Annotated in this window: 20 protein-coding genes and 4 tRNA genes; 20 read left to right on the top strand and 4 right to left on the bottom strand. The window is 39.4% G+C overall.

The genetic code is table 11. From position 1 onward, the window contains the following. Nucleotides 1–80 precede the first annotated feature (80 nt). From dnaA to REC12_RS02380, 14 genes are all read left to right on the top strand, one after another. Nucleotides 81–1442: a chromosomal replication initiator protein DnaA gene (gene dnaA, locus REC12_RS02445; RefSeq protein WP_308892120.1), complete on the top strand. Its 1362-nt coding sequence runs from the start codon at nt 81–83 to the stop codon at nt 1440–1442. 258 nt (nt 1443–1700) lie between these two features. Beyond that, nucleotides 1701–2804 carry a DNA polymerase III subunit beta gene (gene dnaN / locus REC12_RS02440; RefSeq protein ID WP_308892119.1) on the top strand — a complete coding sequence of 368 codons (1104 nt, stop codon included), beginning with the start codon at nt 1701–1703 and terminating at the stop codon, nt 2802–2804. Nucleotides 2805–2814: 10 nt separating this feature from the next. Continuing rightward, a complete protein-coding gene (gene recF / locus REC12_RS02435) occupies nt 2815–3909 on the top strand; it encodes a DNA replication/repair protein RecF (protein WP_308892187.1) in 1095 nt (364 codons plus the stop codon). Then, a complete protein-coding gene (gene remB, locus REC12_RS02430; RefSeq protein ID WP_308892118.1) occupies nt 3910–4161 on the top strand; it encodes an extracellular matrix regulator RemB in 252 nt (83 codons plus the stop codon). It begins immediately after the preceding gene. A gap of 153 nt (nt 4162–4314) precedes the next feature. Continuing rightward, on the top strand, nt 4315–6249 hold the full coding sequence (gene gyrB / locus REC12_RS02425) for a DNA topoisomerase (ATP-hydrolyzing) subunit B (protein WP_308892117.1): 1935 nt from the start codon (nt 4315–4317) through the stop codon (nt 6247–6249). Between the two features lie 14 nt (nt 6250–6263). After that, nucleotides 6264–8753, top strand: a complete 2490-nt coding sequence (gene gyrA, locus REC12_RS02420) for a DNA gyrase subunit A (RefSeq protein WP_308892115.1) — start codon at nt 6264–6266, stop codon at nt 8751–8753. A gap of 107 nt (nt 8754–8860) precedes the next feature. Continuing rightward, nucleotides 8861–9745 carry a pyridoxal 5'-phosphate synthase lyase subunit PdxS gene (gene pdxS, locus REC12_RS02415; RefSeq protein ID WP_308892113.1) on the top strand — a complete coding sequence of 295 codons (885 nt, stop codon included), beginning with the start codon at nt 8861–8863 and terminating at the stop codon, nt 9743–9745. A 2-nt stretch (nt 9746–9747) separates the two neighbouring features. Further along, a complete protein-coding gene (pdxT, locus tag REC12_RS02410) occupies nt 9748–10329 on the top strand; it encodes a pyridoxal 5'-phosphate synthase glutaminase subunit PdxT (RefSeq protein ID WP_308892112.1) in 582 nt (193 codons plus the stop codon). A gap of 33 nt (nt 10330–10362) precedes the next feature. Continuing rightward, the gene (gene serS / locus REC12_RS02405; RefSeq protein ID WP_308892109.1) at nt 10363–11628 is read left to right on the top strand and encodes a serine--tRNA ligase; all 1266 of its coding nucleotides are present in this window, start codon (nt 10363–10365) and stop codon (nt 11626–11628) included. Between the two features lie 74 nt (nt 11629–11702). Next, nucleotides 11703–11792 (top strand) — tRNA-Ser (locus tag REC12_RS02400). Between the two features lie 62 nt (nt 11793–11854). Beyond that, nucleotides 11855–11931 (top strand) — tRNA-Arg (locus tag REC12_RS02395). A 106-nt stretch (nt 11932–12037) separates the two neighbouring features. Further along, a tRNA-Arg gene (locus REC12_RS02390) sits at nt 12038–12115 on the top strand. A 14-nt stretch (nt 12116–12129) separates the two neighbouring features. Continuing rightward, a complete protein-coding gene (gene tadA / locus REC12_RS02385; RefSeq protein WP_308892108.1) occupies nt 12130–12576 on the top strand; it encodes a tRNA adenosine(34) deaminase TadA in 447 nt (148 codons plus the stop codon). A gap of 99 nt (nt 12577–12675) precedes the next feature. Continuing rightward, nucleotides 12676–12770 (top strand) — tRNA-Ser (locus REC12_RS02380). A 495-nt stretch (nt 12771–13265) separates the two neighbouring features. Here the strand turns inward: REC12_RS02380 and REC12_RS02375 are convergent. From REC12_RS02375 to REC12_RS02365, 3 genes are all read right to left on the bottom strand, one after another. Next, complete coding sequence (locus REC12_RS02375) at nt 13266–13700, bottom strand: hypothetical protein (protein WP_308892107.1); 435 nt, start codon at nt 13698–13700, stop codon at nt 13266–13268. Nucleotides 13701–13773: 73 nt separating this feature from the next. Further along, on the bottom strand, nt 13774–14544 hold the full coding sequence (locus REC12_RS02370; protein WP_308892105.1) for a DUF4367 domain-containing protein: 771 nt from the start codon (nt 14542–14544) through the stop codon (nt 13774–13776). After that, nucleotides 14534–15106 (bottom strand): RNA polymerase sigma factor, encoded by a 573-nt coding sequence (locus tag REC12_RS02365; protein ID WP_308892103.1) that lies wholly within the window; start codon nt 15104–15106, stop codon nt 14534–14536. Before REC12_RS02365 ends, REC12_RS02370 begins: the two co-directional genes overlap by 11 nt. A 330-nt stretch (nt 15107–15436) precedes the next feature. Here REC12_RS02365 and REC12_RS02360 point away from each other — a divergent pair, with 330 nt between their 5' ends. The 3 genes from REC12_RS02360 (at nt 15437) to REC12_RS02350 (ending at nt 18539) form a co-directional block, all read left to right on the top strand. After that, nucleotides 15437–16081: a hypothetical protein gene (locus REC12_RS02360; protein WP_308892102.1), complete on the top strand. Its 645-nt coding sequence runs from the start codon at nt 15437–15439 to the stop codon at nt 16079–16081. Between the two features lie 363 nt (nt 16082–16444). Then, nucleotides 16445–17611, top strand: a complete 1167-nt coding sequence (locus REC12_RS02355) for a YCF48-related protein (RefSeq protein WP_308892101.1) — start codon at nt 16445–16447, stop codon at nt 17609–17611. 139 nt (nt 17612–17750) lie between these two features. Then, nucleotides 17751–18539 carry a hypothetical protein gene (locus tag REC12_RS02350; RefSeq protein WP_308892099.1) on the top strand — a complete coding sequence of 263 codons (789 nt, stop codon included), beginning with the start codon at nt 17751–17753 and terminating at the stop codon, nt 18537–18539. A 106-nt stretch (nt 18540–18645) separates the two neighbouring features. Here REC12_RS02350 and REC12_RS26410 read toward each other — a convergent pair whose 3' ends face one another. Beyond that, nucleotides 18646–18852: an RlpA-like double-psi beta-barrel domain-containing protein gene (locus REC12_RS26410; protein ID WP_374214157.1), complete on the bottom strand. Its 207-nt coding sequence runs from the start codon at nt 18850–18852 to the stop codon at nt 18646–18648. 900 nt (nt 18853–19752) lie between these two features. On the opposite strand from REC12_RS26410, the gene REC12_RS02345 reads away from it, so the two are divergent. The 3 genes from REC12_RS02345 to REC12_RS02340 all read left to right on the top strand — a co-directional run bounded on the left by REC12_RS02345 (nt 19753) and on the right by REC12_RS02340 (nt 21671). Beyond that, a complete protein-coding gene (locus tag REC12_RS02345; RefSeq protein WP_308892097.1) occupies nt 19753–20118 on the top strand; it encodes a hypothetical protein in 366 nt (121 codons plus the stop codon). Between the two features lie 110 nt (nt 20119–20228). Continuing rightward, a complete protein-coding gene (locus tag REC12_RS26405) occupies nt 20229–20525 on the top strand; it encodes an SH3 domain-containing protein (protein WP_374214156.1) in 297 nt (98 codons plus the stop codon). Nucleotides 20526–20936: 411 nt separating this feature from the next. Next, nucleotides 20937–21671 carry a C39 family peptidase gene (locus REC12_RS02340; protein WP_308892096.1) on the top strand — a complete coding sequence of 245 codons (735 nt, stop codon included), beginning with the start codon at nt 20937–20939 and terminating at the stop codon, nt 21669–21671. Nucleotides 21672–21805 lie beyond the last annotated feature (134 nt).

The following is a 21805-nucleotide window of genomic DNA, read 5'->3' as shown; positions in this document are numbered from 1 at the left end:
TATCCACAAATGTGTATAAGTTTGTGTATAACTTTTTTATTGTCATTAATCTTACATTCTTAGACAAGGGAGGTCCATTCATGCCACCACAACCAATCTCACCTCACCTATTGTGGCAGGAAACACTTGAAAAACTGAAAAACGAACTAACCAAACCAAGTTTTGAAACCTGGTTAAGTTCTACCCAACTTTTAATGATGGATGGGGATACTTTAGTAATCAGTGTTCCTAATGATTTCGCTAAAGATTGGTTGGAAAGTCGATATGCATCTTTGATTCGGTCCTCTGTCCAGTCAGTGTTGGGGCATTCTGTAAGCCTCCGCTTTGTTATTCCCAACCCAGAAGAATCTATGGCTGAAGAACGAACCCCACCATCCATGATGTCTGAAGCCGTCTTAAAACAAAGTGAACCTTTGCCAAACTCTCTCAATTCCAAATATACCTTCGACACCTTCGTTATCGGCAACAGCAATCGTTTTGCACACGCTGCATCTCTTGCTGTTGCGGAATCACCCGCTAAATCCTACAATCCCCTGTTTATTTACGGAGGTGTAGGTCTGGGAAAAACCCACCTTATGCATGCCATTGGCCATCACGTTCTTCAACGTTCTCCTAATACAAGAGTTCTTTATGTCTCAAGCGAGAAGTTTACCAATGAACTTATTGATTCAATTCGCGATGAAAATTCCATTGAATTTCGCAATCATTATAGAAACGTGGACATTCTCTTAATTGACGATATTCAATTTTTGGCTGGAAAAGAACGCACTCAAGAAGAATTTTTCCATACATTTAACGCCCTGCACGAAGCGAATAAGCAAATTATTATTTCTTCAGACCGCCCGCCAAAAGAAATTCCCACGTTAGAAGATCGTTTGCGTTCGAGATTTGAATGGGGCCTGATCACAGATATTCAAGCTCCTGATCTGGAAACCAGAATCGCTATCTTAAGAAAAAAAGCCAAGGTTGAAAATTTGCAAGTCTCGAATGAAGTAATGGTTTACATTGCTGATAAAATACATACAAACATTCGGGAACTCGAAGGAGCCCTAATTCGAGTCATCGCTTTTGCCTCTTTAAGTTCAATACCTATTACAGCAGAAGTTGCTATGGAGGCTCTTAAAGATATTTTACCTACAAATAACCCCAAACAGATTACCATTGATTCCATTCAAAAAGCTGTAGCAGATTATTTTCACTTGTCCCCCAATGAATTTAAAGCCAAGAAACGCACTCAAGCCGTTGCTTTTCCTCGCCAAATTGCCATGTATCTATCGCGCCAATTAACCGACTCCTCTTTGCCAAAGATAGGCGATGAATTTGGCGGAAGAGACCACACAACGGTAATGCATGCTCAGGAAAAAATATCTCAGGCTGTACAAAATGATCCCATCCTAGAAAAAAAGGTCAATGAAATAATTCAACGAATCCAAAACGAATAATAAACCTGTACTTGTAGGTGTATGTGGATAAACTGTTTACACTATCTTAATAAAATAAAGACATTTTATAATTTGTGGACATGTGGATAAAAATTATCTGTTTGTCCACCCCTTTTTCAACACTATAAAATACAGAGATTCTGCCTCTATAATTGACTTATCCACATGTTGACAAGGAATACTACTATAGCTACTAATTATTATCTTATTAATACTCAGCGTAATTTAGAACTGGGAAAATTTTTAGGAGGATTCAATATGAAAATCTTCTGCTCAAAGGATTCGCTTCTTTCCGGAGTAAATGCCGTTCAGCGGGCGGTTTCCAGTAAGAACACTTTACCCGTTCTTTCAGGAATTTTAATAAGCGCCGAGCAACAGTGTTTGCGCTTTGCAGCAACGGATCTTGAACTGGGCATCCGCTGTGAAGTTCCCGCTCAAATTGAAGAAGAAGGGGTTATAGTTGTCCCCGCAAAACTTTTTGCTGAAGTTGTACGCAAATTACCTGATACAACAATAACAATAAAGGAACAAGACGGGTCAATTACAATTTATTATTATCAATCAGAAATAACCTTAAGAGGATATGATCCTGAAGAATATCCTCTTCTTCCCGATTTAATCGACCCGGTTTCCTTTAATGTACCTACAGTGATTTTTAAAAACATGATTAGACAAACTATATTTTCTTGTGCTGTGGAAGAAAATAGACCTGTTTTTAACGGAACCCTTTTACAAATTGAAGGTTCTAATCTCCGTCTTGTTGCAACAGATACCCATCGTCTGGCCTACAGTATTTCCGAAATAGACAATCCTGAAGACGCAAATTTTAGTGGGATTATACCTGCCAAAACATTGTCGGAAATATATCGCTTACTACGAGATGAAGATGAATACTTAGCGATTAGTTTCAATAAATCACAAATTGTTTTCCAATTTGGTTTAATTTTTTTAGTTTCCAGGTTAATTGAAGGAATGTTCCCTAATTATAAACAAGTCATCCCTCAGACTTGCGAAACTAAAATTAATCTTTCCGTCAGAAATTTTTTAGAGGCAGTAGAAAGGGCTTCTTTGTTATCCCATGATAAAAGTGGGAGCAATATTATTCGAATTAAAGTTGAAAGTGCGCAACTGAGAATAGATCAAACAACGGAATTAGGTAAAATTTCTGAGCAAATGGAAATTTCCATGCAAGGTAAAGATGTCATGATCGCTTTCAACGCTAAGTTTTTAATCGATGCTTTAAAAGTAATTGACAGTGAACAAATCATTTTTGAACTTTCAGGACCGTACAGCCCGGGCGTTATGCGTCCTTTAGATAATCCCAATTATCTCTACCTTGTATTACCTGTTAGAATGTCTTAAATTCGCAATGATGAATATCAATAATTTTCATTTACAGAACTTCCGTAACTATGATGACGAGTCCATTCAATTTATGCCTGGAATTAATGTCTTGGTGGGGAATAACGGACAAGGCAAAACAAATATCATTGAGGGAATTTATTATCTTTTGACTGGAAAATCCTATCGAGTGCAACGTGAACATGAACTTTTAAAATGGAATCAACAAGAGTTCCATCTTTATGGTGATTTTATTGTAAATCACCATAAAGTCTTCTTAGAGAGTCATTATAAAGACCGAAAGAAACGTGTAAAAATCAATCAAGTTCCTTGCCAGCGTTTATCTGATTTTGTCGGGACAATTAATGTCATCTTTTTTTCGCCGGATGATCTTATTATGATCAAAGGAGGACCTTCGGAGCGGAGAAGATTTTTAGATTTGCATATCGCCCAGATTCGACCGGGATATGTAAGTATTCTTAATGCTTATAACAAAGTAATTCAGCAAAAAAGTGCTCTTTTAAAAGCCCATATCGAGCGGTCTTCTAAATATGCTCAACTGGAGCTTTGGAATAAACAAATTATTGAATTAAGTGAAAAGATTATTCTGCAGCGTATAGAGCTGACAAACCGCATCCAAGAAGTTGCTGATCAGATCTATGTAAATCTTACGTCGCAACAAGAAAATCTTAAGATCTATTACTATGCTTTAGGTAAAAAGGAATTCCAAGAAGCTCTTGCGGAATTGCCTGAATTATTAAACCAGAAAATGGAACAAGAAATAGAACGACAGATGGTCCTTGTCGGCCCCCATCGTGATGATTTGCATATACTTTTAAATGATAAACCTGCACGTCTTTATGCTTCACAAGGTCAACAACGTTCTATAGTTTTGAGTTTAAAATTGGGCGAATTAGAACTCATACGTCAAGAAAAGGGAGAATATCCTCTTCTTCTTTTAGACGATGTTTTGTCTGAACTTGACAGTTTCAGGAGAAACTATCTAATAAAGTTTATTGAGTCTTCACGTATTCAGACATTGATTACCATGACGGGTGCTGAGAGCCGCCTTGATGACGGCGCATTATATCATGTTGAACAGGGGCATATAAGGAGGGAACGATAAATGTATTTGCATCTTGGTGGGGACGTATTGATCAAAAAGGACAAGGTTGTAGCAATTATTGACCTGGAAATTGCATCGGAAGGGAAAACAAACAATAATTTTTTGAATAACGTTAAAGATAATCATAAACTCGCATATATCTCTGAGCCTGGTAAGGAAAAATCTCTGATTATCACAAATGATAGCTATTTTTTATCTCCCATTTCTTCAACTACATTATTTAAACGATCGTTTTTTGCTCTTGATGAGTAGAAAATATGGATAAATTTCAAAAATCCTGTGCCGACGAGAGTCGTATTTTTGAAAAGACATTAGCGGCAATTATTCATTGGTAAGGAAATTGAAACATTTTGCGATTTAGTGTACAATAATAAGGTTGAAGGTATATTTTGGGAGGAAACAGCTTTGCAAGAAAATACAGATTTCAATATTCAAGATCCAAGTGACAATTATAATGCGGGGCAGATTGAAGTTCTTGAAGGACTAGAAGCTGTACGTAAACGCCCTGGTATGTATATTGGTTCAACGAGCAGCCGAGGCCTTCATCACCTCGTTTATGAAATTGTAGACAATAGTATTGATGAAGCGTTAGCCGGTGTTTGTGATCAAATTGATGTTTATATTCATAAAGAAAATAGTATTACTGTAATTGATAATGGACGGGGAATACCTGTGGATATTCATCCTAAAATGGGAAAACCCACAGTGGAAGTGTGCTTGACCGTATTGCATGCCGGAGGAAAATTTGGCGGGAGTGAAAGCGCTTATAAAGTTTCCGGCGGTTTGCATGGAGTAGGTTTAAGTGTCGTCAATGCCTTATCACAATGGCTTATTGTGGAAGTTTCTAAAAGCGGACATGTTTTTCATCAGGAATACGCCAAAGGAAAACCTACTTCTGAGCTTATCGATTTAGGAACCACAGAAGAAACAGGTACGAAAATCTCCTTTATACCTGATCCGGAAATCTTTGAAGATACAGTCTATGATTTTGATATTTTAGCCCATAGGCTGCGAGAGCTTTCGTTTTTAAATAAAAATGTTAAAATTAATCTTTTTGATGAGCGCACGGACATAAACGAAACGTTCTTTCATACAGGTGGTATCCAGGATTTTGTTCTTTACCTCAATAAAAGTAAAGATTGTTTGCATCCTCAGCCTATTTTTATTGAAACTATGAAGGATCAGGTTCAAGTGGAGGTAAGTATCCAGTACAATGATAGTTATTCCGAAAATCTGTATTCTTATGTCAATAATATTAATACCCAAGAAGGCGGTACCCATGAAGCCGGTTTTAAAGCTGCTTTAACCCGGGTAATTAATGACTATGCACGCAAAAATAATCTATTAAAGGCCTCTGATTCAAACCTGTCCGGTGATGACATTCGCGAAGGATTAACCGCGGTTATATCTGTAAAAGTTCCTGATCCGCAATTTGAAGGTCAGACAAAGACGAAACTTGGAAACAGTGAGATTCGGGGGATTGTCGACTCTGCCACAGGAGAAGGGCTTGGCACTTTTCTTGAAGAAAATCCAACTTTGGCAAGAAAATTCATTGATAAATCGGTTCAAGCTGCTCGGGCGAGGGATGCCGCCCGTAAGGCAAGAGATTTAACCCGCCGCAAAAGTGCTCTTGAGGGCACTTCACTTCCAGGTAAATTGGCGGATTGTTCTTGGAAAGAGCCGGATCTCTGTGAGATGTATCTCGTAGAAGGTGACAGCGCAGGGGGTTCCGCAAAACAAGGACGTGACCGGCGCTTTCAGGCTATATTGCCGTTAAGGGGAAAAATTTTAAATGTAGAAAAAGCGAGACTTGATAAAATATTAGGAAATGCTGAAATTCGAGCCATGATTACGGCGATGGGAACCGGCATCTCGGATGATTTTGATATCAGCAAGGCTCGTTACAATAAGTTGATCATTATGACAGACGCTGATGTCGACGGAGCGCATATTCGGACTCTGTTGTTAACTTTCTTTTACCGCTATATGAAACCGCTGATTGAACATCATTACGTTTATATTGCCCAGCCTCCACTTTTTAAGGTTAAAAAAGGGAGAGATATTCAATACGCCTATTCTGATGGTGAACTCAACAAAACATTAGATAAAATAGGCCGTGAAAAGGTTGAAATTCAGCGCTATAAAGGTTTGGGAGAAATGAACCCTGAACAATTATGGGAAACTACAATGGATCCGGCAAAACGTACAATTCTACAAGTGACGATCGAAGATGCCATTAGATCCGAGAGAATGTTTTCTGATTTGATGGGTGACAAAGTTGAACCGCGCCGGGATTTTATTCACCGCTACGCTAAAGACGTACGTAATTTGGATACTTAAAGGAGTGCTCACTCATGTCGGAGGAAATCCAAGAGGGAAAAGTTCTTCCCGTTGAAATTGCGGATGAAATGCGAAAGTCCTATATTGACTATGCTATGAGTGTTATTGTCAGCCGGGCGTTGCCGGATGTTAGGGATGGACTGAAGCCGGTTCACCGCAGAATTCTTTTTACTCTTCACGAATTAGGTATGACCCCTAATAAACCTTACAGTAAGTCGGCAAGGCTTGTCGGGGATTGCATGGCTAAATTTCACCCACACGGGGATGCTTCGATTTACGATGCAGTAGTTCGTATGGAGCAAGATTTTGCCAGCCGCTATCCACTTATTGACGGACATGGAAATTTTGGTTCGATTGACGGGGATTCTGCCGCTGCCATGCGTTATACAGAATTGCGGATGGCTAGAATGGCTACGTATATGTTGGCGGATATCGATAAAGATACCATTGACTTTACTCCAAACTATGATGAGAAACAGGATGAGCCTACTGTATTACCTTCTAAATTTCCTAATTTATTAGTGAATGGTTCTTCGGGAATTGCCGTAGGCATGGCTACGAATATACCGCCGCATAACTTAAGCGAAGTTATTGACGCTACGGTTGCTTTATTGGATAATCCCGAGTTATCCAGTATTGATTTAATGAATTATATTAAAGGTCCTGATTTCCCAACAGGCGGAACAATTATGGGCTACGAAGGAATTCAAGCTGCTTATACGACAGGCCGTGGTTCTATTAAAACCCGAGCCAAAGCAAAAATTGAGCCTATGGAGAAAGCCGGTAAGACAAAAATTATTGTCACGGAAATTCCTTTTCTTGTTAATAAGGCCAAACTCATTGAAAAGATTGCCGAGCTTGTGCGCGATAAAAAACTGGATGGCATTACCGACCTGAGAGATGAATCGGATCGTTCCGGTATGCGTATTGTTATTGAGCTGAGGCGGGATGTTAATCCTCAAATTATTTTGAATCAGCTTTATAAACATACTCAGATGGAAGAAACTTTCGGTGTCAATTTGTTAGCACTTGTTAACGGTCAACCGAGAGTTCTTACTCTGAAAGATATGATCCATTACTTTGTTGAACATCAAAAGGATGTTATTGTTCGGAGAACAAGATTTGAATTAAATAAAGCAGAAGCAGAAGCTCATATTCTTGAAGGGTTGAGAATTGCCTTAGATCATATTGACGAAGTTATTGAAACGATTCGTTCTTCAGCAGATGAGGCAAATGCCCGAGAAAATTTATCAAACCGCTTTGGCTTAAGTGAAAAGCAAGCCCAAGCCATTGTAGATATGCGTTTAAAGCGCTTAACAGGTTTGGAACGGGAAAAGTTAGAAGATCAGTATCACGAGCTTATGACAACAATTTCTTATCTCAGATCGGTTCTTGCATCGCCAAGTATGGTTATTGAAATTATTAAAAACGAAATCACAGAAATTAAACAAAAATATGGCGATCCCCGCCATACACTTATTACGGTTGATGTCAGTAAAATGAATATTGAAGATCTGATTGCTGAAGAAGAGGTTGTCATCACAGTAACCCACTATGGCTATATAAAACGTTTGCCGTTGAGTACTTATAAGAGTCAAAATCGCGGCGGTAAAGGTGTTCATGGAATGGCTACCAAAGAAGAAGATTTTGTGGAACATCTTTTTATCACAACCACCCATCAGTATATTCTCTTCTTTACGTCACAAGGTAAAGTCTATCGTCTCAAGGCTCATGAGATTCCGGAGGCCAGCCGTACCGGCAAAGGAACCGCGATTATTAACCTCTTGAATTTGGCGCAGAATGAAATGATTACTGCGGTTATGGCCGTTAAAGACTATAGTTCAGATTATTTTCTAATTACGGCTACTAAAAAAGGTATTCTTAAGAAAACTGCTCTTCAGGAATATGATTCTTCTCGTCGGGAAGGTTTAATAGCCTTAACTCTTGACGAGGGAGATGAACTCATAGGAGTGAAATTAACTCAGGGTTTAGATGATATTTTGTTAGCGACACGGAAAGGGATTGCGATTCGTTTCCCTCAAGAGGACGTACGATATATGGGTCGCACAGCGCGAGGAGTAAAAGGAATAAAGCTCGAAGAAAACGACGAAGTTGTTGGTATGGATGTCATCGGAGATGAAGGCGAACTTTTAACCATGAGTGAAAATGGCTTTGCCAAACGTACGAATCTTAAAGAATTTAGGGTTCAGGGACGGGGCGGCAAAGGTGTCATTGTCATGAAGTTAAATGCCAAAACAGGTATGCTCATTGGTGTCAAAGTAGTGCAGGTGGAAGATGAACTTATGGTCATTACCAATAACGGAATTATGCTGCGTCTTCAAGTATCGAGCATCTCAAATCAAGGACGAACCGCTCATGGAGTTTTGACCATGCGAACCGGGGATGACAGCAAAGTAGTTGCTATGGCAAAAGTTGCCGTGAGAGCAGAGGGTTCTGAAGATGTGGATTTGGAGAATTCTGAAGAACTTGAGACCGAGGATTAATTGACAAAGTTTACGCTAGGTGTTACCATGTCTGGAATTGGAGTCTGAGTCAGAAGTCAGACAACAGCAGTGTCGGTAACTAACATAAATTTTAGGAGGAATTATCGATGGCAGAATTCGGATCATTAAAAGTAAAGACTGGACTGGCAGAAATGTTGAAAGGCGGCGTCATTATGGACGTGACGACCCCTGAACAAGCGATTATTGCCGAAGAGGCTGGGGCATGTGCCGTTATGGCTTTAGAACGTGTTCCTTCAGATATTCGAGCAGAAGGCGGGGTCGCGCGGATGGCTGACCCTACGATTATTAAAAGTATTATGGAGGTTGTCACGATTCCAGTTATGGCCAAAGCGAGAATCGGGCATTTTGTTGAAGCTCAAGTTTTGGAATCCTTAGGTGCTGATTATATCGATGAGTCGGAAGTCTTAACTCCGGCTGATGACGCTTTTCATATAAATAAACATGATTTTAAAGTTCCTTTTGTTTGCGGCTGCCGCAATCTCGGTGAAGCACTGCGCAGAATTGGCGAAGGAGCGGCTATGATTCGCACCAAGGGGGAACCGGGAACCGGTAATGTAGTTGAAGCTGTAAGACATATGAGAACCGTTATGAGTGATATTCGTGCTTTAACTGTTATGCCGAAGGAAGAACTGATGACAGCTGCTAAAAATATGGGTGCTCCTTACGAGTTGGTACTCTACGTGGCAGAACATGGCAAACTGCCTGTTGTAAATTTTGCCGCAGGTGGTATAGCAACTCCGGCAGATGCCGCTTTAATGATGCAGCTTGGCGTAGATGGAATTTTTGTTGGTTCCGGAATTTTCAAATCGGGCAATCCTAAAGCACGGGCTAAAGCTATTGTTATGGCAACCACTCATTACAATGATCCCAAAGTTATAGCTGAAGTATCCAGAGATCTTGGACAACCAATGTCAGGTATTGAAATTTCAACTCTGACAGATGCTCAACGTATGCAAGATCGGGGCTGGTAATCATGAAAAAACGTGTCGGGGTTTTGGCATTACAAGGAGCTTTTCGTGAGCACCGACAGGTTTTGGCTCAATTAGACTGTGATGTCGTAGAAGTACGTAAAACCAGCGACTTAGAAGGAATCCACGGCCTGATCATACCTGGCGGCGAGAGCACAACCATCGGAAAACTTCTACAGGCCAGTGACCTTGGTGAAAAAATTAAAGAACTGGGCAGTAAAGATTTACCCATTTTTGGAACTTGCGCCGGTATGATTTTGCTCAGTAAAACAATTGTCGACAGTGATCAGTATCGATTAAATCTGATGGATACGACGGTAGAACGTAATGCTTTTGGCAGACAGGTGGCTAGTTTTGAAACAGATCTTCAGGTACCGGCTATGGGTTCCCATCCTTTGCGCGCTGTCTTCATCAGGGCACCTTACCTTAGGGAAGTTGCACCTAATGTTGGTATTCTAGCCGAGTTTGAAGGCAAAATTGTCTTTGCCCGGCAAGGAAACTTATTGGCGAGTGCCTTTCATCCTGAGCTTACCCCGGATCAAAGGGTCCATCAATACTTTTTGGGTATGATCGATGAACATTGGTAAACTAAAAGCGTTCTTGGTATGGGAGGGTTTAGTATGTTAGATCTGAAGTTTGTCCGCGGTAATCCTGATCTGGTCAAAGAAGCCTTGCGAAAACGTCATATTGACATTAGTTTGGACCATTTTTTGCAGCAAGAAGAAGAAAGACGTCGTCTGCTCTTTGAAATTGAAACTCTTAAAGCTCGGCGCAATATTGTTTCTGAAGAAGTGGGGCGCTTGAAGAAAAAAGGGGAAGATGCTGAAGCCCTTGTTTTAGAAATGCGTGAAGTTGGGCAAACCGTAAAGAATTTGGAACAACAGTCTTCTGAAATCGTACAGGAGATGGAGAAAGTTCTTTACGAAATACCTAACATTCCCCATGCTTCCGTACCGGTTGGCTTAGATGAGAATGCGAATATCCAAGTACGGGCGTGGGGAACTCCTCCGACCTTTGATTTTCAGCCCAAAGCACATTATGAGCTTGGAGAAAAATTAGATATTTTTGATTTTGTGCGAGCCGGCAAAGTTACAGGGACACGTTTTACTTTCTATAAAGGATTGGGTGCTAAGCTAGAGCGGTCTTTGATTTCATTTATGCTTGATCATCATACAAATAAGGGTTATAATGAAATTTTACCGCCCTATATGGTAAATCGAACTTCTATGTTCGGAACGGGCCAACTTCCTAAGTTTGAAGATGATGCCTTTAAAGTAATGGGTACGGATTATTTTTTGATTCCCACGGCTGAAGTACCTGTGACGAATCTTTATCGGGATGAAATTTTAGACAGTCAGCAGTTGCCTATCCGGCACTGTGCCTACAGCGCTTGTTTCCGTTCTGAAGCAGGTTCAGCGGGTCGGGACACTCGCGGGCTCATCCGTCAGCATCAATTCAATAAAGTTGAGCTTGTTAAGTTTTCACTTCCGGAGAATTCTTATGAAGAATTGGAATTGTTGACTCAGGATGCTGAAAATATTTTGCAAGAATTAGAATTACCTTACAGAGTCATGACGCTCTCAACAGGAGATCTTGGTTTTAGTTCAGCTAAAACCTATGATTTGGAAGTATGGCTGCCGAGTTTCAATACATACCGGGAAATTTCCTCCTGCAGTAACTTTGAAGATTTTCAGGCACGGCGCGCAAATATTCGTTTTCGCAGAGGACCGAAAGAAAAACCTGAGTATGTTCATACTTTGAATGGCAGCGGTCTGGCAATCGGACGCACGGTAGCCGCTATTATGGAAAACTATCAGGATTCAAATGGCAGAATACGTGTTCCAAAAGCTTTGCAGCCTTATATGGGTGTAGAATATATTGGATAGTCACATAAATTTTCATTATATTTTAGTTGCCATTTATTAATTTTTGTGGTATCCTTTGAATTGGTCGTCTACATGGAGGGGTGTCCGAGCGGTTTAAGGAGCCGGTCTTGAAAACCGGTGACTTCGTGAGGGGTCCGTGGGTTCGAATCCCACCCCCTCCGCCATACAGTAATATTTGAGTAGATGATTTTTTCATACAGAAGCTAAACCGTGTTGAGTTAATTATGCGCTCGTAGCTCAGCTGGATAGAGTGTCTGACTTCGAATCAGAATGTCGGGGGTTCGAATCCCTCCGAGCGCACCACTTAAGCGATGTTTTATGTGCGATACTCGAAGTTCGAATATCGCACGTTTAGTCACTAAATCCTTCAATTTTAAACGTTGGATAAGTTCAGTCAGATAATTACTGAGGCCTCGTAGCTCAGTGGATAGAGCGGGGGTTTCCTAAACCCTGTCTTGCGGAGGTTCGACTCCTCCCGGGGTCACCAATTTAGAGGTAAAAATGCTTCATCAAGATTGGATGCGTATGGCGCTCTTACAGGCCCAACTGGCTTTTGAGCAAGGAGAAGTTCCCATCGGAGCAGTTGTTGTTCATAACGGCAAGGTGATTGCGGAAGCTCATAATGAAAAAGAGCGACGTAATGATCCAACCGCTCACGCGGAGATTTTGGCAATTCAACGTGCTGCGGAAACACTGGGCAGCTGGAGACTATCTGAAGCTGCGTTATATGTTACTTTAGAACCTTGCCCAATGTGTGCCGGTGCGATCATTCAGGCCCGCCTGAGCCGACTTGTCTATGGAGCAATGGATTTAAAAGGGGGAGCCGTAGGTTCCGTCATGAATGTCCTTAATCATAACCTCTGGAATCACAAGGTCGATATTTTGGCTGGTGTTTTAGAAGAGGAATGTATGGACATTTTAAAACAATTTTTCAGAAGACTGCGCTAAGTTTGCACATGGAACAACTTAACACTTGTTATATCTGCTCTAAAGGTCTGTCGTTTATCTGAGTAACCTTTAGAGGAGGAGTATATATTTTTATTACCCGGAGGTGTACCGAAGCGGTCATAACGGAAACGACTCGAAATCGTTCGGTCGGCTTTAAAACCGGCCCGTGGGTTCGAATCCCACCGCCTCCGCCACAATTTTATCGAAAGAAGCCGATTGCTGTTGTGATTGGCTTTTTGATTAACTTTCCAGTCTACAATGCTGTTAGTTCTTAGGATTATGAACTGACAGCTTGTTTAATTTTACTTGGCTATCAGTTGGTATAACTGGAACTGAAGATTTATTTAAGTATTAAAAAGCCCACAATTTAGCAATAGCAGATTGTGGGCTTTAGGTTTTGTATGTTACTGTAAACTAAATATGATACTGAATATTGTTCTATGAGAATAGAAAATAATTTGGGCTGATGCGCTCATAATCAAGTTGAATATTATGTTTAAGTTCTTCTGTAGCAACTAGTCTGAACTTGTCCTATTATAAAATTCTATTTTTTTCACGCTGCTTCACATAATAATTCATTAAAGATTGGGACAAATCACAAGGAATAAGGATGTGAATGGTGTTCGTACATTAATTATTAAACAAATCTTTTTTAAAAAGAAAAGAGGGATATATGTCGGCGGGCTAATTTAATAAGTTACGTTATCGGAGTAGGCCGATTGGATCTCAACCAACTTGCCGGATGGATCATAGACATTTGCCGTAGTACAAACCCGATAGGTGCCTGAAACAACATAGTAATAACCCTCTAAATCAGTCCCGGCAATCCCTGTTCCTGATGATGTCCATGTTTTAATAGTGCTCCAGCCACTGCCGGAAGATTTCTGCAGTTGGACAGTCATATTTGTACTGTAAGAGTTGTAGTAAAGGGTAACGTCCCCTGCACAGGTAGCCAGTCCTGATGAATTGATGGCTAGTCCGGCATCTAAAAACGAGATGTACGTGAATTGAGGAGATGCTCCTTCCTTTGTTTTTACGCCATTAGTTCCTTCAACCGCATAAACAGGAACTGCACAAAAAATGGTCATCAGAATAACAAGGCCCATACAGATAAATTTTTTCATAAAATAAAAACCTCTTTTAAATATCTTTCAATAATAAAAGACAACAAAGAAGATTTTTTGCAACAAAAATTTTTTAATTTATATATTTCACTCCCTCGGCGATCTTCACCGCTGTGCTTTCACTTGTCGGGGCCTGAACCATAAACATATGGTTATCCATTTCCCAAATAATTGTCACCGTGGAATTTTTTACAGTAAGTGTTCCATCATGCCCATTGATACTGAGAGATTTAAAAACAGAAGCGTTTTCCGTATCTATTTCCGAAGTGTTAGCTTCATTTAATTCCGTATAAATGATGAATGAATTTTTATCCTGCGCATTTTCAAAGATAATTTTCTTCACTAATTCATGATTAGTAGTGGTACTGACCTTATATCCTTCTGGAATATAGGTTGGAACATAGGTATTGGTCCAGTTTACAACCGGTTTTCCACTATCTGAATTGCTGCCGCTTTCTTTTAGTTTAAAGGATGTATATTGGGGCTGGATATTCATTAAAAAGTTCAGCACTTTAACCCTTACTGCCTGAACACTCGCTACGGCGGTAAACAATACAGCTATCACAATCAGCATAGCAACTGCCGCTCGATTTAAGGCCTTTAATATGCGGCGCTTTCGGGCATAAGCTTTTGTTTTTTTAAAATGAGCGTCCAGTTGCCGACTAAATCTTTGAACTGCTTCTCTGGAAGGCAAAGATTCCGGGTCATTTTTTAGCCTTTCTTTTTCCTCTAGAAAAAGCTTTCCCTCTTTTTCCGCGGCCTCATGCATAATGAGTCTGAACAAACTGTCTTCATATTCTTCAAAAAGCTTTTCCCGGCTTTGATCCGAGCTGTTATCTGACATGCTTATTCACCTCCTTATCCATGAGGCTCTTGGCCTTTCTGCGAGCTCTTGTCAAATATTGCCGGACACTGGCGGGCGCTATTCCCATAATCTCGGCCAACTCCTCATCAGCCATTTCCAGAATGTATTTAAAGTACAACAAATCCTTTTCTTTTTCCGGAAGCCTCAAGATGGCGCTCCCCATTTCTTTTAGTTTTTCCTGACGGATGATCTTATCTTCGATAGTTTCCTCCCAGCCGGAAATTTTTTCTGCTAAATCCTTGTCTTCACCGTAAAATACATGCTTGTTCAGAACGTCTCTGTGTTTTAAAAAGTTGATTGTGACGTTCCTGCTAGTATAGACAACATAGGCAGCCGTTTTGCAACAATCCAGGGTCTTAATTAAAGAGGTTTTTTCGATAAGTTTAAGGAAAGTATCGTTAATCAGATCTTCCAGGTTTCCTGTTTCGTGTATAATATTGTAAATAGTCTTCCGCACGAGACCGTAATAGTCCTGATATAAATCTAGCATAAAGCTTTTATCACTATCATCTGCCAAGGCAGCGATTACCATCGTTATCATCTAATCACCCCTTGTTAGAATAATAACATATTTCCAATAAATTTTTATTATGAACAAATATTTTTACTCTAAGTTTACTGGAACATGTTTGGAAACTCTCTTTATGTTAAACTTGATTTTTGCGGCATTTTCAAGTATGCTAATGCCTTTAAATCCAATATCACTTTGCCTAATAATGATGTTGCAAAAACTCATTATAATTGTCTTAAATATATGCAAGGAATTTTTTCTAGCATTTTATTTTCGTAGCTATTTCCAGAACAAACGTAATCTATTGGCATTCATCTTCGGATTCGGGGAGAGTGTGGTGAAAGAGAGGGTAATAGCATTATGGCCTTTAAAAAAATTACAGTAGTAGGGACTGTTGCGGCGGTTGTCATCATTGCATCAGTTATAACGATATTTGCAATCGGGAAATTGCCGGGTATGCAAACGCCTCAAAACGATACATCCTCCAACCCGTCTTCGTCGCTTCCAGACGCAGTCAGCTCTAATGTAAGCAGTTCCAATGCAAGCAGTTCTTCCTTGCAGTCAGGTACCAATAATATCGGTACGAGTTCAGGCTCCAAAATCACGTCAAGTTCTGATAATAATTTATATTCAGAACAAGCTATATCCGAAAAAGTCATTGATTATCTAATGAATGGTCAAGGCGACAAACCTGATGCATATAAATTGAAATGGAGTCAAACATTCCTAAAGCAAGTTAATATTGAAAGCGTATATAAGCAATATATTGCCAGTGGAGGAAATGCTGACGACGTAAAGAGCTTTGCTGTCTATCTGACAAAAAACGCGCCTATTCTTAGCAACTGGAAAGAACTATTTCAAAATGATTTATATAATACGTTAGGAAAAAAAGTTTCCGGGTTAGAACCACTACAAGGTGATTTATACCAGGCATATATTACGATAGATGGAGCCGAAGTTCCTTACGTCGTTGTTTCATCAAGAACTGGTTATTTTCATGGATAGATATTTGTTTTAATTTGCGAGAGATATGCCAGTATGTATAATTTGTTCCAAGGCGGGATTTCTGTACTTTTTATGTAATTACCTAAAAATGATGTTGCAAAAGATCATTCTAATTGTCTTAATACACGCTAAGAATTTTTTCAAGAATTTCTTTTTCCGAAGCTATTTTTAGATAGTATCTATGTAGTGAAGTAGCTATTAGTGGATGAAGAATGATCGGGTCATGTAGTTTTTCCTTCCCACTAGTTCCCAGTAATTCTGGGTTTGATTTTTAGTTGTTTGTTAAGCTTGAAAAAATAATAATATTAGTAAAAGGAAAATTGCCATATTTTTATCAGTAAGTATAAGGGAGGGCGTTGGTTAATGTATGTTAGAAGAAGCCATATCCCAATAGCATTTTGTCTTATAGGCCTTCTATTAACAAGTGGTTGCGGCCATCCGATTAAAGGAACAGAGCCATTAAATAAGCCAGCTGAAAATTCTTCAACCCTCTTGAACTCTGAAATCACAAATGCTAAATTTGCTTTTCTTGACGATAAGATGGTCTGGATAGGGTTAAACTTTGATGATGTAAATTCGCCTTCTACTGAGATTTTCTCATCCTCTGATCAGGGCCAAACATGGTCGACTGCTCAGGTGAATAATTATAATATTCTATCGATGCAATTTGTTGATCGTGAGCATGGTTGGGCTATTGGGGATGCTCAGCCTCAGTCTGTAGAAAAAGCCTATTGTATCTTATCAACCAAAAACAGTGGTCAAAGTTGGACAAAGCAATTTGAAACGCTACAAACTACAAGAACATCACCTTGTCAAATTCAGTTTTTAAATACTCAAGATGGATTTGCCAGACTAAATAACGATCTTTTCAGCACTACCGATGGCGGTGAATCCTGGAAAAAGATTTGTTCTATGGAAGATTTTATGTCAGTGGATTTTAAAGACAATAAAGAAGGGTGGGCATCGAATACAGATTCTATCTTACATACCACTGATGGTGGTAATATATGGAAAAAAGAATGGTCAGTTCCCGAAAATATGAAAAAAAGACTTGAGCTAGAGAGCAGCAAGGTTATCATTAATTCTGGCTTTGAGGGTTGGGCTCTATTTTCCGGTGAAGGTACCATGTCTCAAGCCGCAAAGATTATCTTGCACAGGGATCAATCAGGCGACTGGACAGTTGAAAGCGGTTATTATCTAGCTCCTCCTCCTTTCTCTGGAAATCCTGCTCCTCCTGAAACCAGTGATCTTTTTCCTATAAACAACGCAAGTGCTTTTCTGATAGCTTATACTCCATCAATATACCCTGTCAGTGTATGGAAAACGGACGATCAAGGTAAAACCTGGTTGGCCAGAGTTGATCAATCAAAGTTTCCTGGTATCCTATTTGGCAATCTGGTTAGAGTTAATTTTGAAAATGCTCAGCTTGGATGGGCTGTCATTGTTAATAGATCTGCATCAAAAAATATAATAAACATTGCTAAAACCGAAGATGAGGGTAAGACTTGGAAGGTTGTCCTACAAAAGTAGTAAGCAAGATATTGTCTAGAAACTAAAATGACCGCAAAATGCAAGGGCTTGTAAGTCTTAAACTAGTCAACAAGCTCTAATTTTATTATTTTCCTCATAATTTGCGGAGAAGTTTTCTCTAACACTGCGGAGGTATTGTATGAAAAAAAAGAAAATCGTAAATTTTAGAAACATAACAGCTCTTATGCTTATTTTTCTGTTACTACTATGTACAGCTTGTGCAGAAAAACAAAATAAGCTTAAAACGCCGGTCGACTACATTCCCTCAGAACAAGGTACGCAAAACACATCATCAACATCGGACACCATCCAACTAAATTTTACCGCTCGGAATTTTTCTAATGTACCCCTTAGTTTATTGAACGATAGTCAGATTGGAAGTATTATTAACTCAATGAAAATTGATGATATGGTCACATATGTTGAATATATCCCCAAAGAGTTCAATAAAGAAAATCCCGAAGGTTATACCTATTCATATATTGAAGTTTCCGGGATACGATATGCTTTGTCACGTTCTCTTGGTGAGACTTGGTATGATATAACGAAAACAACGTTAGCTGAAACTGATACGGTCTATATATCAAATGAGCTGCACGGTGCGAGTTACGGTGTCACAATCTTTTTTATAATAAAGAAAAAGATACCGTATATTATTTCGGAGATCGACAGATTTGCTCAAATTAACGATATAGATGAAAATGGCACAAAGGAAGTCGTCTCCACTGTAGGAACAGTGCCCGACACTTCAATTTATTTTTTTGATTTTGATAAGCAAACATTTAGTATCGCTAATATTAACGAGCAATCAGGTGCCAAGTATTCAATGTACGATGTCACAACGAACACTTTTAGCTTAGCCTTTGGATCCAATCAAAATCCGGTGACTTATGTTTATGAAACCAATGAGCGGTTACGAGTTGAATAATCAGAAAGCAGAGAGCTTTGCTCTCTGCTTTCTGATTATTCAATAATTAATTTGCCACTAGTTCAATTTTTACAGAGTTTGCACCGGACGGTTTACCAATGGAAACTCACGCTCTATAAGATAATTCTATACCTCTGTTTGCTGGGGCTGTATCGGTTACTTTGACAACGATACTTTTTGAAGTATTTGACAAGTTTGTTACTTTAACAAACTTATTTCTATAAGTGCTATTCCAACTGTTAGTGGAGTTCATTGCCGCAGTTAAACACTGAAGATGAAAAACTTCACCGTTTCCAGTCGTTGCGTTAAGAATGTTCTGTGCAGGAAATCCTATTTCGGGTCATGTTGATGTCGTACCGGCTTGAGTACCCTGACATGGAGGACCATGACAATCGCATATGGCGCTGCTAGAAATTGTACTTGCAACTGTTCCTTTTTGGTTTGTCGGCATCACTAGACTTGTGTAAGTTGAGGTTCCTTCAGCATCAGCGAAATTCAGATTGACGCAAGAACGAATCAAATTAGCAATGTATAGCGCGTCATACCAGGGCATTGTGTTACTTGTTCCCACTTGGTAAAGCAAAGTCTGAGCGGATGTGTGAGGATCGGTATTGTTCGTCGGTTCGTAAAGCTTCTCACCATAATAGTAACATTATGTCGTTTGAATATTTATAGTGTTGCTAAAATCAAGGATAGTTGTCTTTATATATGTGAATGATGCCTTTTGGAGAGGAGGTAATAGTTAAAACATCCTATGTGCATAAGTATGAAATGATTCTGGAATTGTCAATTTAAACCATGACGGATGAGATTTAGTAATTTTCTGATTTGGTAGAAAGAGATCCAGAAAGGATGTCACCCACACCTTCAAACAAATAGGGATTAATATTTTATTTTTATCCCTAGAGAATAGGTGAAAGGAATGGAAGCTACCTTGAAAAAAATATTATCTTTAAGCTTAATACTAATACTCGTCTCAACACTCCTAATTGCTTGTAGTAAAACGCAAAATACTCTAACAGCTTTTGATAAACCGTCCGTTCCAAACCAGACTTCAGGAAACGTAACGCAGATCAAAAAAGAAATCTTGAACTATGTTATTTTCCAACGGGGACGAGATGGGCTATGTGTGGGTTTGAAAAATGATTCTTCCGATTGTCTTAGGAACCTTAGCAATTGCGGACTGGTATCCGATGTTGAGAGGTTATTGTGGATGGCGTCCCGCAGCGTATTTACTGATTCTGAAGGAGAGAAAAAGAGAATAACGGAGCTTCCGGTCATTGAGGAAAGCAACAAAAGCATTCCCCAGGATAAAAATATGTGGTTTTATGATGGTGTCAGCAGTAAGAACGTTTGGATCAGATTGAATTATCAACCTTTTATCCCTGGCCAGGGAATGAATGTCTGGGGACATAAGGATCTAATTGTTTATATTGATCCGGACAATGATGATAATGCCTTTTTAGGAATTCAGGACCCCCAAAATCAGAATGTCTGGGATATTCATCTTCTTCCTGACTACGGGCCTTGGCTGGTAAAAGAAATTGACATGCTTCTGTACATGACAGCGGCAATGTAAATAGCCCATGGGGGAAGATTCGTCGGAGGTAGTGATAAGATTCAAAAAGAAAATTGTTTTTGGTGGTATTATGCTCAGCTTTATTATTGGGATCTGCACCATTTTTTTTCATGACTGAGACTCCTGCTAGTAACGGAACAGGTAATTCTACTACCCCTGCCAGTTCAGTGGTTGAAAATAATACAGTCACTCCAACAGGAATCTTGAGCATTCACTATCATGTGACGGCGTCGGTTTTGAATGTTAGGAGTAGCCCGGGGACGAATTATTCAATAGTTGGCCAGGTATATCGGGGCGATACGGTATGGTATGATTCCGTGTTGCCGCGTGCCCCATCTTCGTGGGTGCCTATTTACAAGGGAACTTTAGAGGGATATGTAGATGGGATTTATCTACAGGAATATTAAAAGAATGCATAAGAAATTTTTGTAAAGGAGAATAAATGGAAGGGAGCAATTCTAATAGTTTTAAATGATATACCCGAATTAGTTAAAATAGTACAAATGGAGGTAAAAAATGTATAAAAAAATAAGTTTTATAATTATTTTAGCGTTGATTATTAGCCTATTTACAACTGGTTTTGTTGTTGCTTCACCGCAACCCTTTCGCTAGATACAACAGGCTCAAAGACTATTGCGACAAACCATATTAAAATTTCAGCCGAGGGAAGCTTAAAGGAGTGGGTAGATGCCAGACCGTCAGACCCAATACCCCTTTATGATTTAAATGGGACAATTAATGCTTACGGTTTTAATGTATTAAAAAAGGATCAAGTTGTAGGATACTTAATAGTAAATACCAATAAAGATGATTCTCCTGTGCCAGAATACGGAATTGGTGGTCCTCTGCCGTTTCTAAATGGAGAAGAAAGAATTAGTAAAGCCTTAGCTGATAATCTTGAAAACGGGGATACAATTGTTAATGTAAAATACGTTTATCCATCAATACTTACGTATTTAGCAAAGGTCACTATAAAAGGTCAGAATTCTCAAACTTCTAATATCTTAGTCGATTTAACTAAAAGCCAAAAGATTGACATCTCTACCCCTATAAATGATACAATTAAGAAAGCTGTAGATTCAGAGAAAAATTTAAAGTCATGGGAACGTTTAGAAGGTAAATCGTCCTCAACACAGGCAATATCGGGGCCCTTGAATACAGTAATAGAAAAAGTAATCTCAGGGGTGCCACAATACCTATGGTATAGAGGTTGTTCACCTACATCGGCTGGAATGGTCTTAGGTTATTGGTCTTCTCACGGGTACCCAAACCTACACACTGGTAATACCTTAATCGACCAACTAGCAAACGCTATGAATACTACGAGCAAAGGAGCTACCAACACGAGTGATATACCGAGTGGTATAGAGGCTGTAGCACGTTCAGCTGGATACGGACTGACAATTCACTCCTCAAATGATAGTTATGGACGTGATTATTCGACATGGTCAGATTGGAAATATCAAATCGACATAGGAAAACCACTACTTGCCAACATGGAAGGTGCTACTAAGTATAGTGATCACACTGTTGCTGGAGTTGGTTATGGATAGGTTACACTAAAATAGACAGTTCTCTTAAGGTCTAGTAAACTTGAAACAATTATGAAAGTTGAGGAGATTGCTATGACCAAGCGAGAACGCAGATCATTTACTGACGAATTTAAAAATCAAATGGTTCAACTTTA

It is taken from the genome of Candidatus Desulfosporosinus nitrosoreducens, assembly GCF_030954495.1.
GTDB lineage: Bacteria > Bacillota > Desulfitobacteriia > Desulfitobacteriales > Desulfitobacteriaceae > Desulfosporosinus > Desulfosporosinus nitrosoreducens.
The sequence above is the reverse complement of the archived record's forward strand: the minus strand, read 5'-3'. Positions and strand labels throughout refer to the sequence as shown.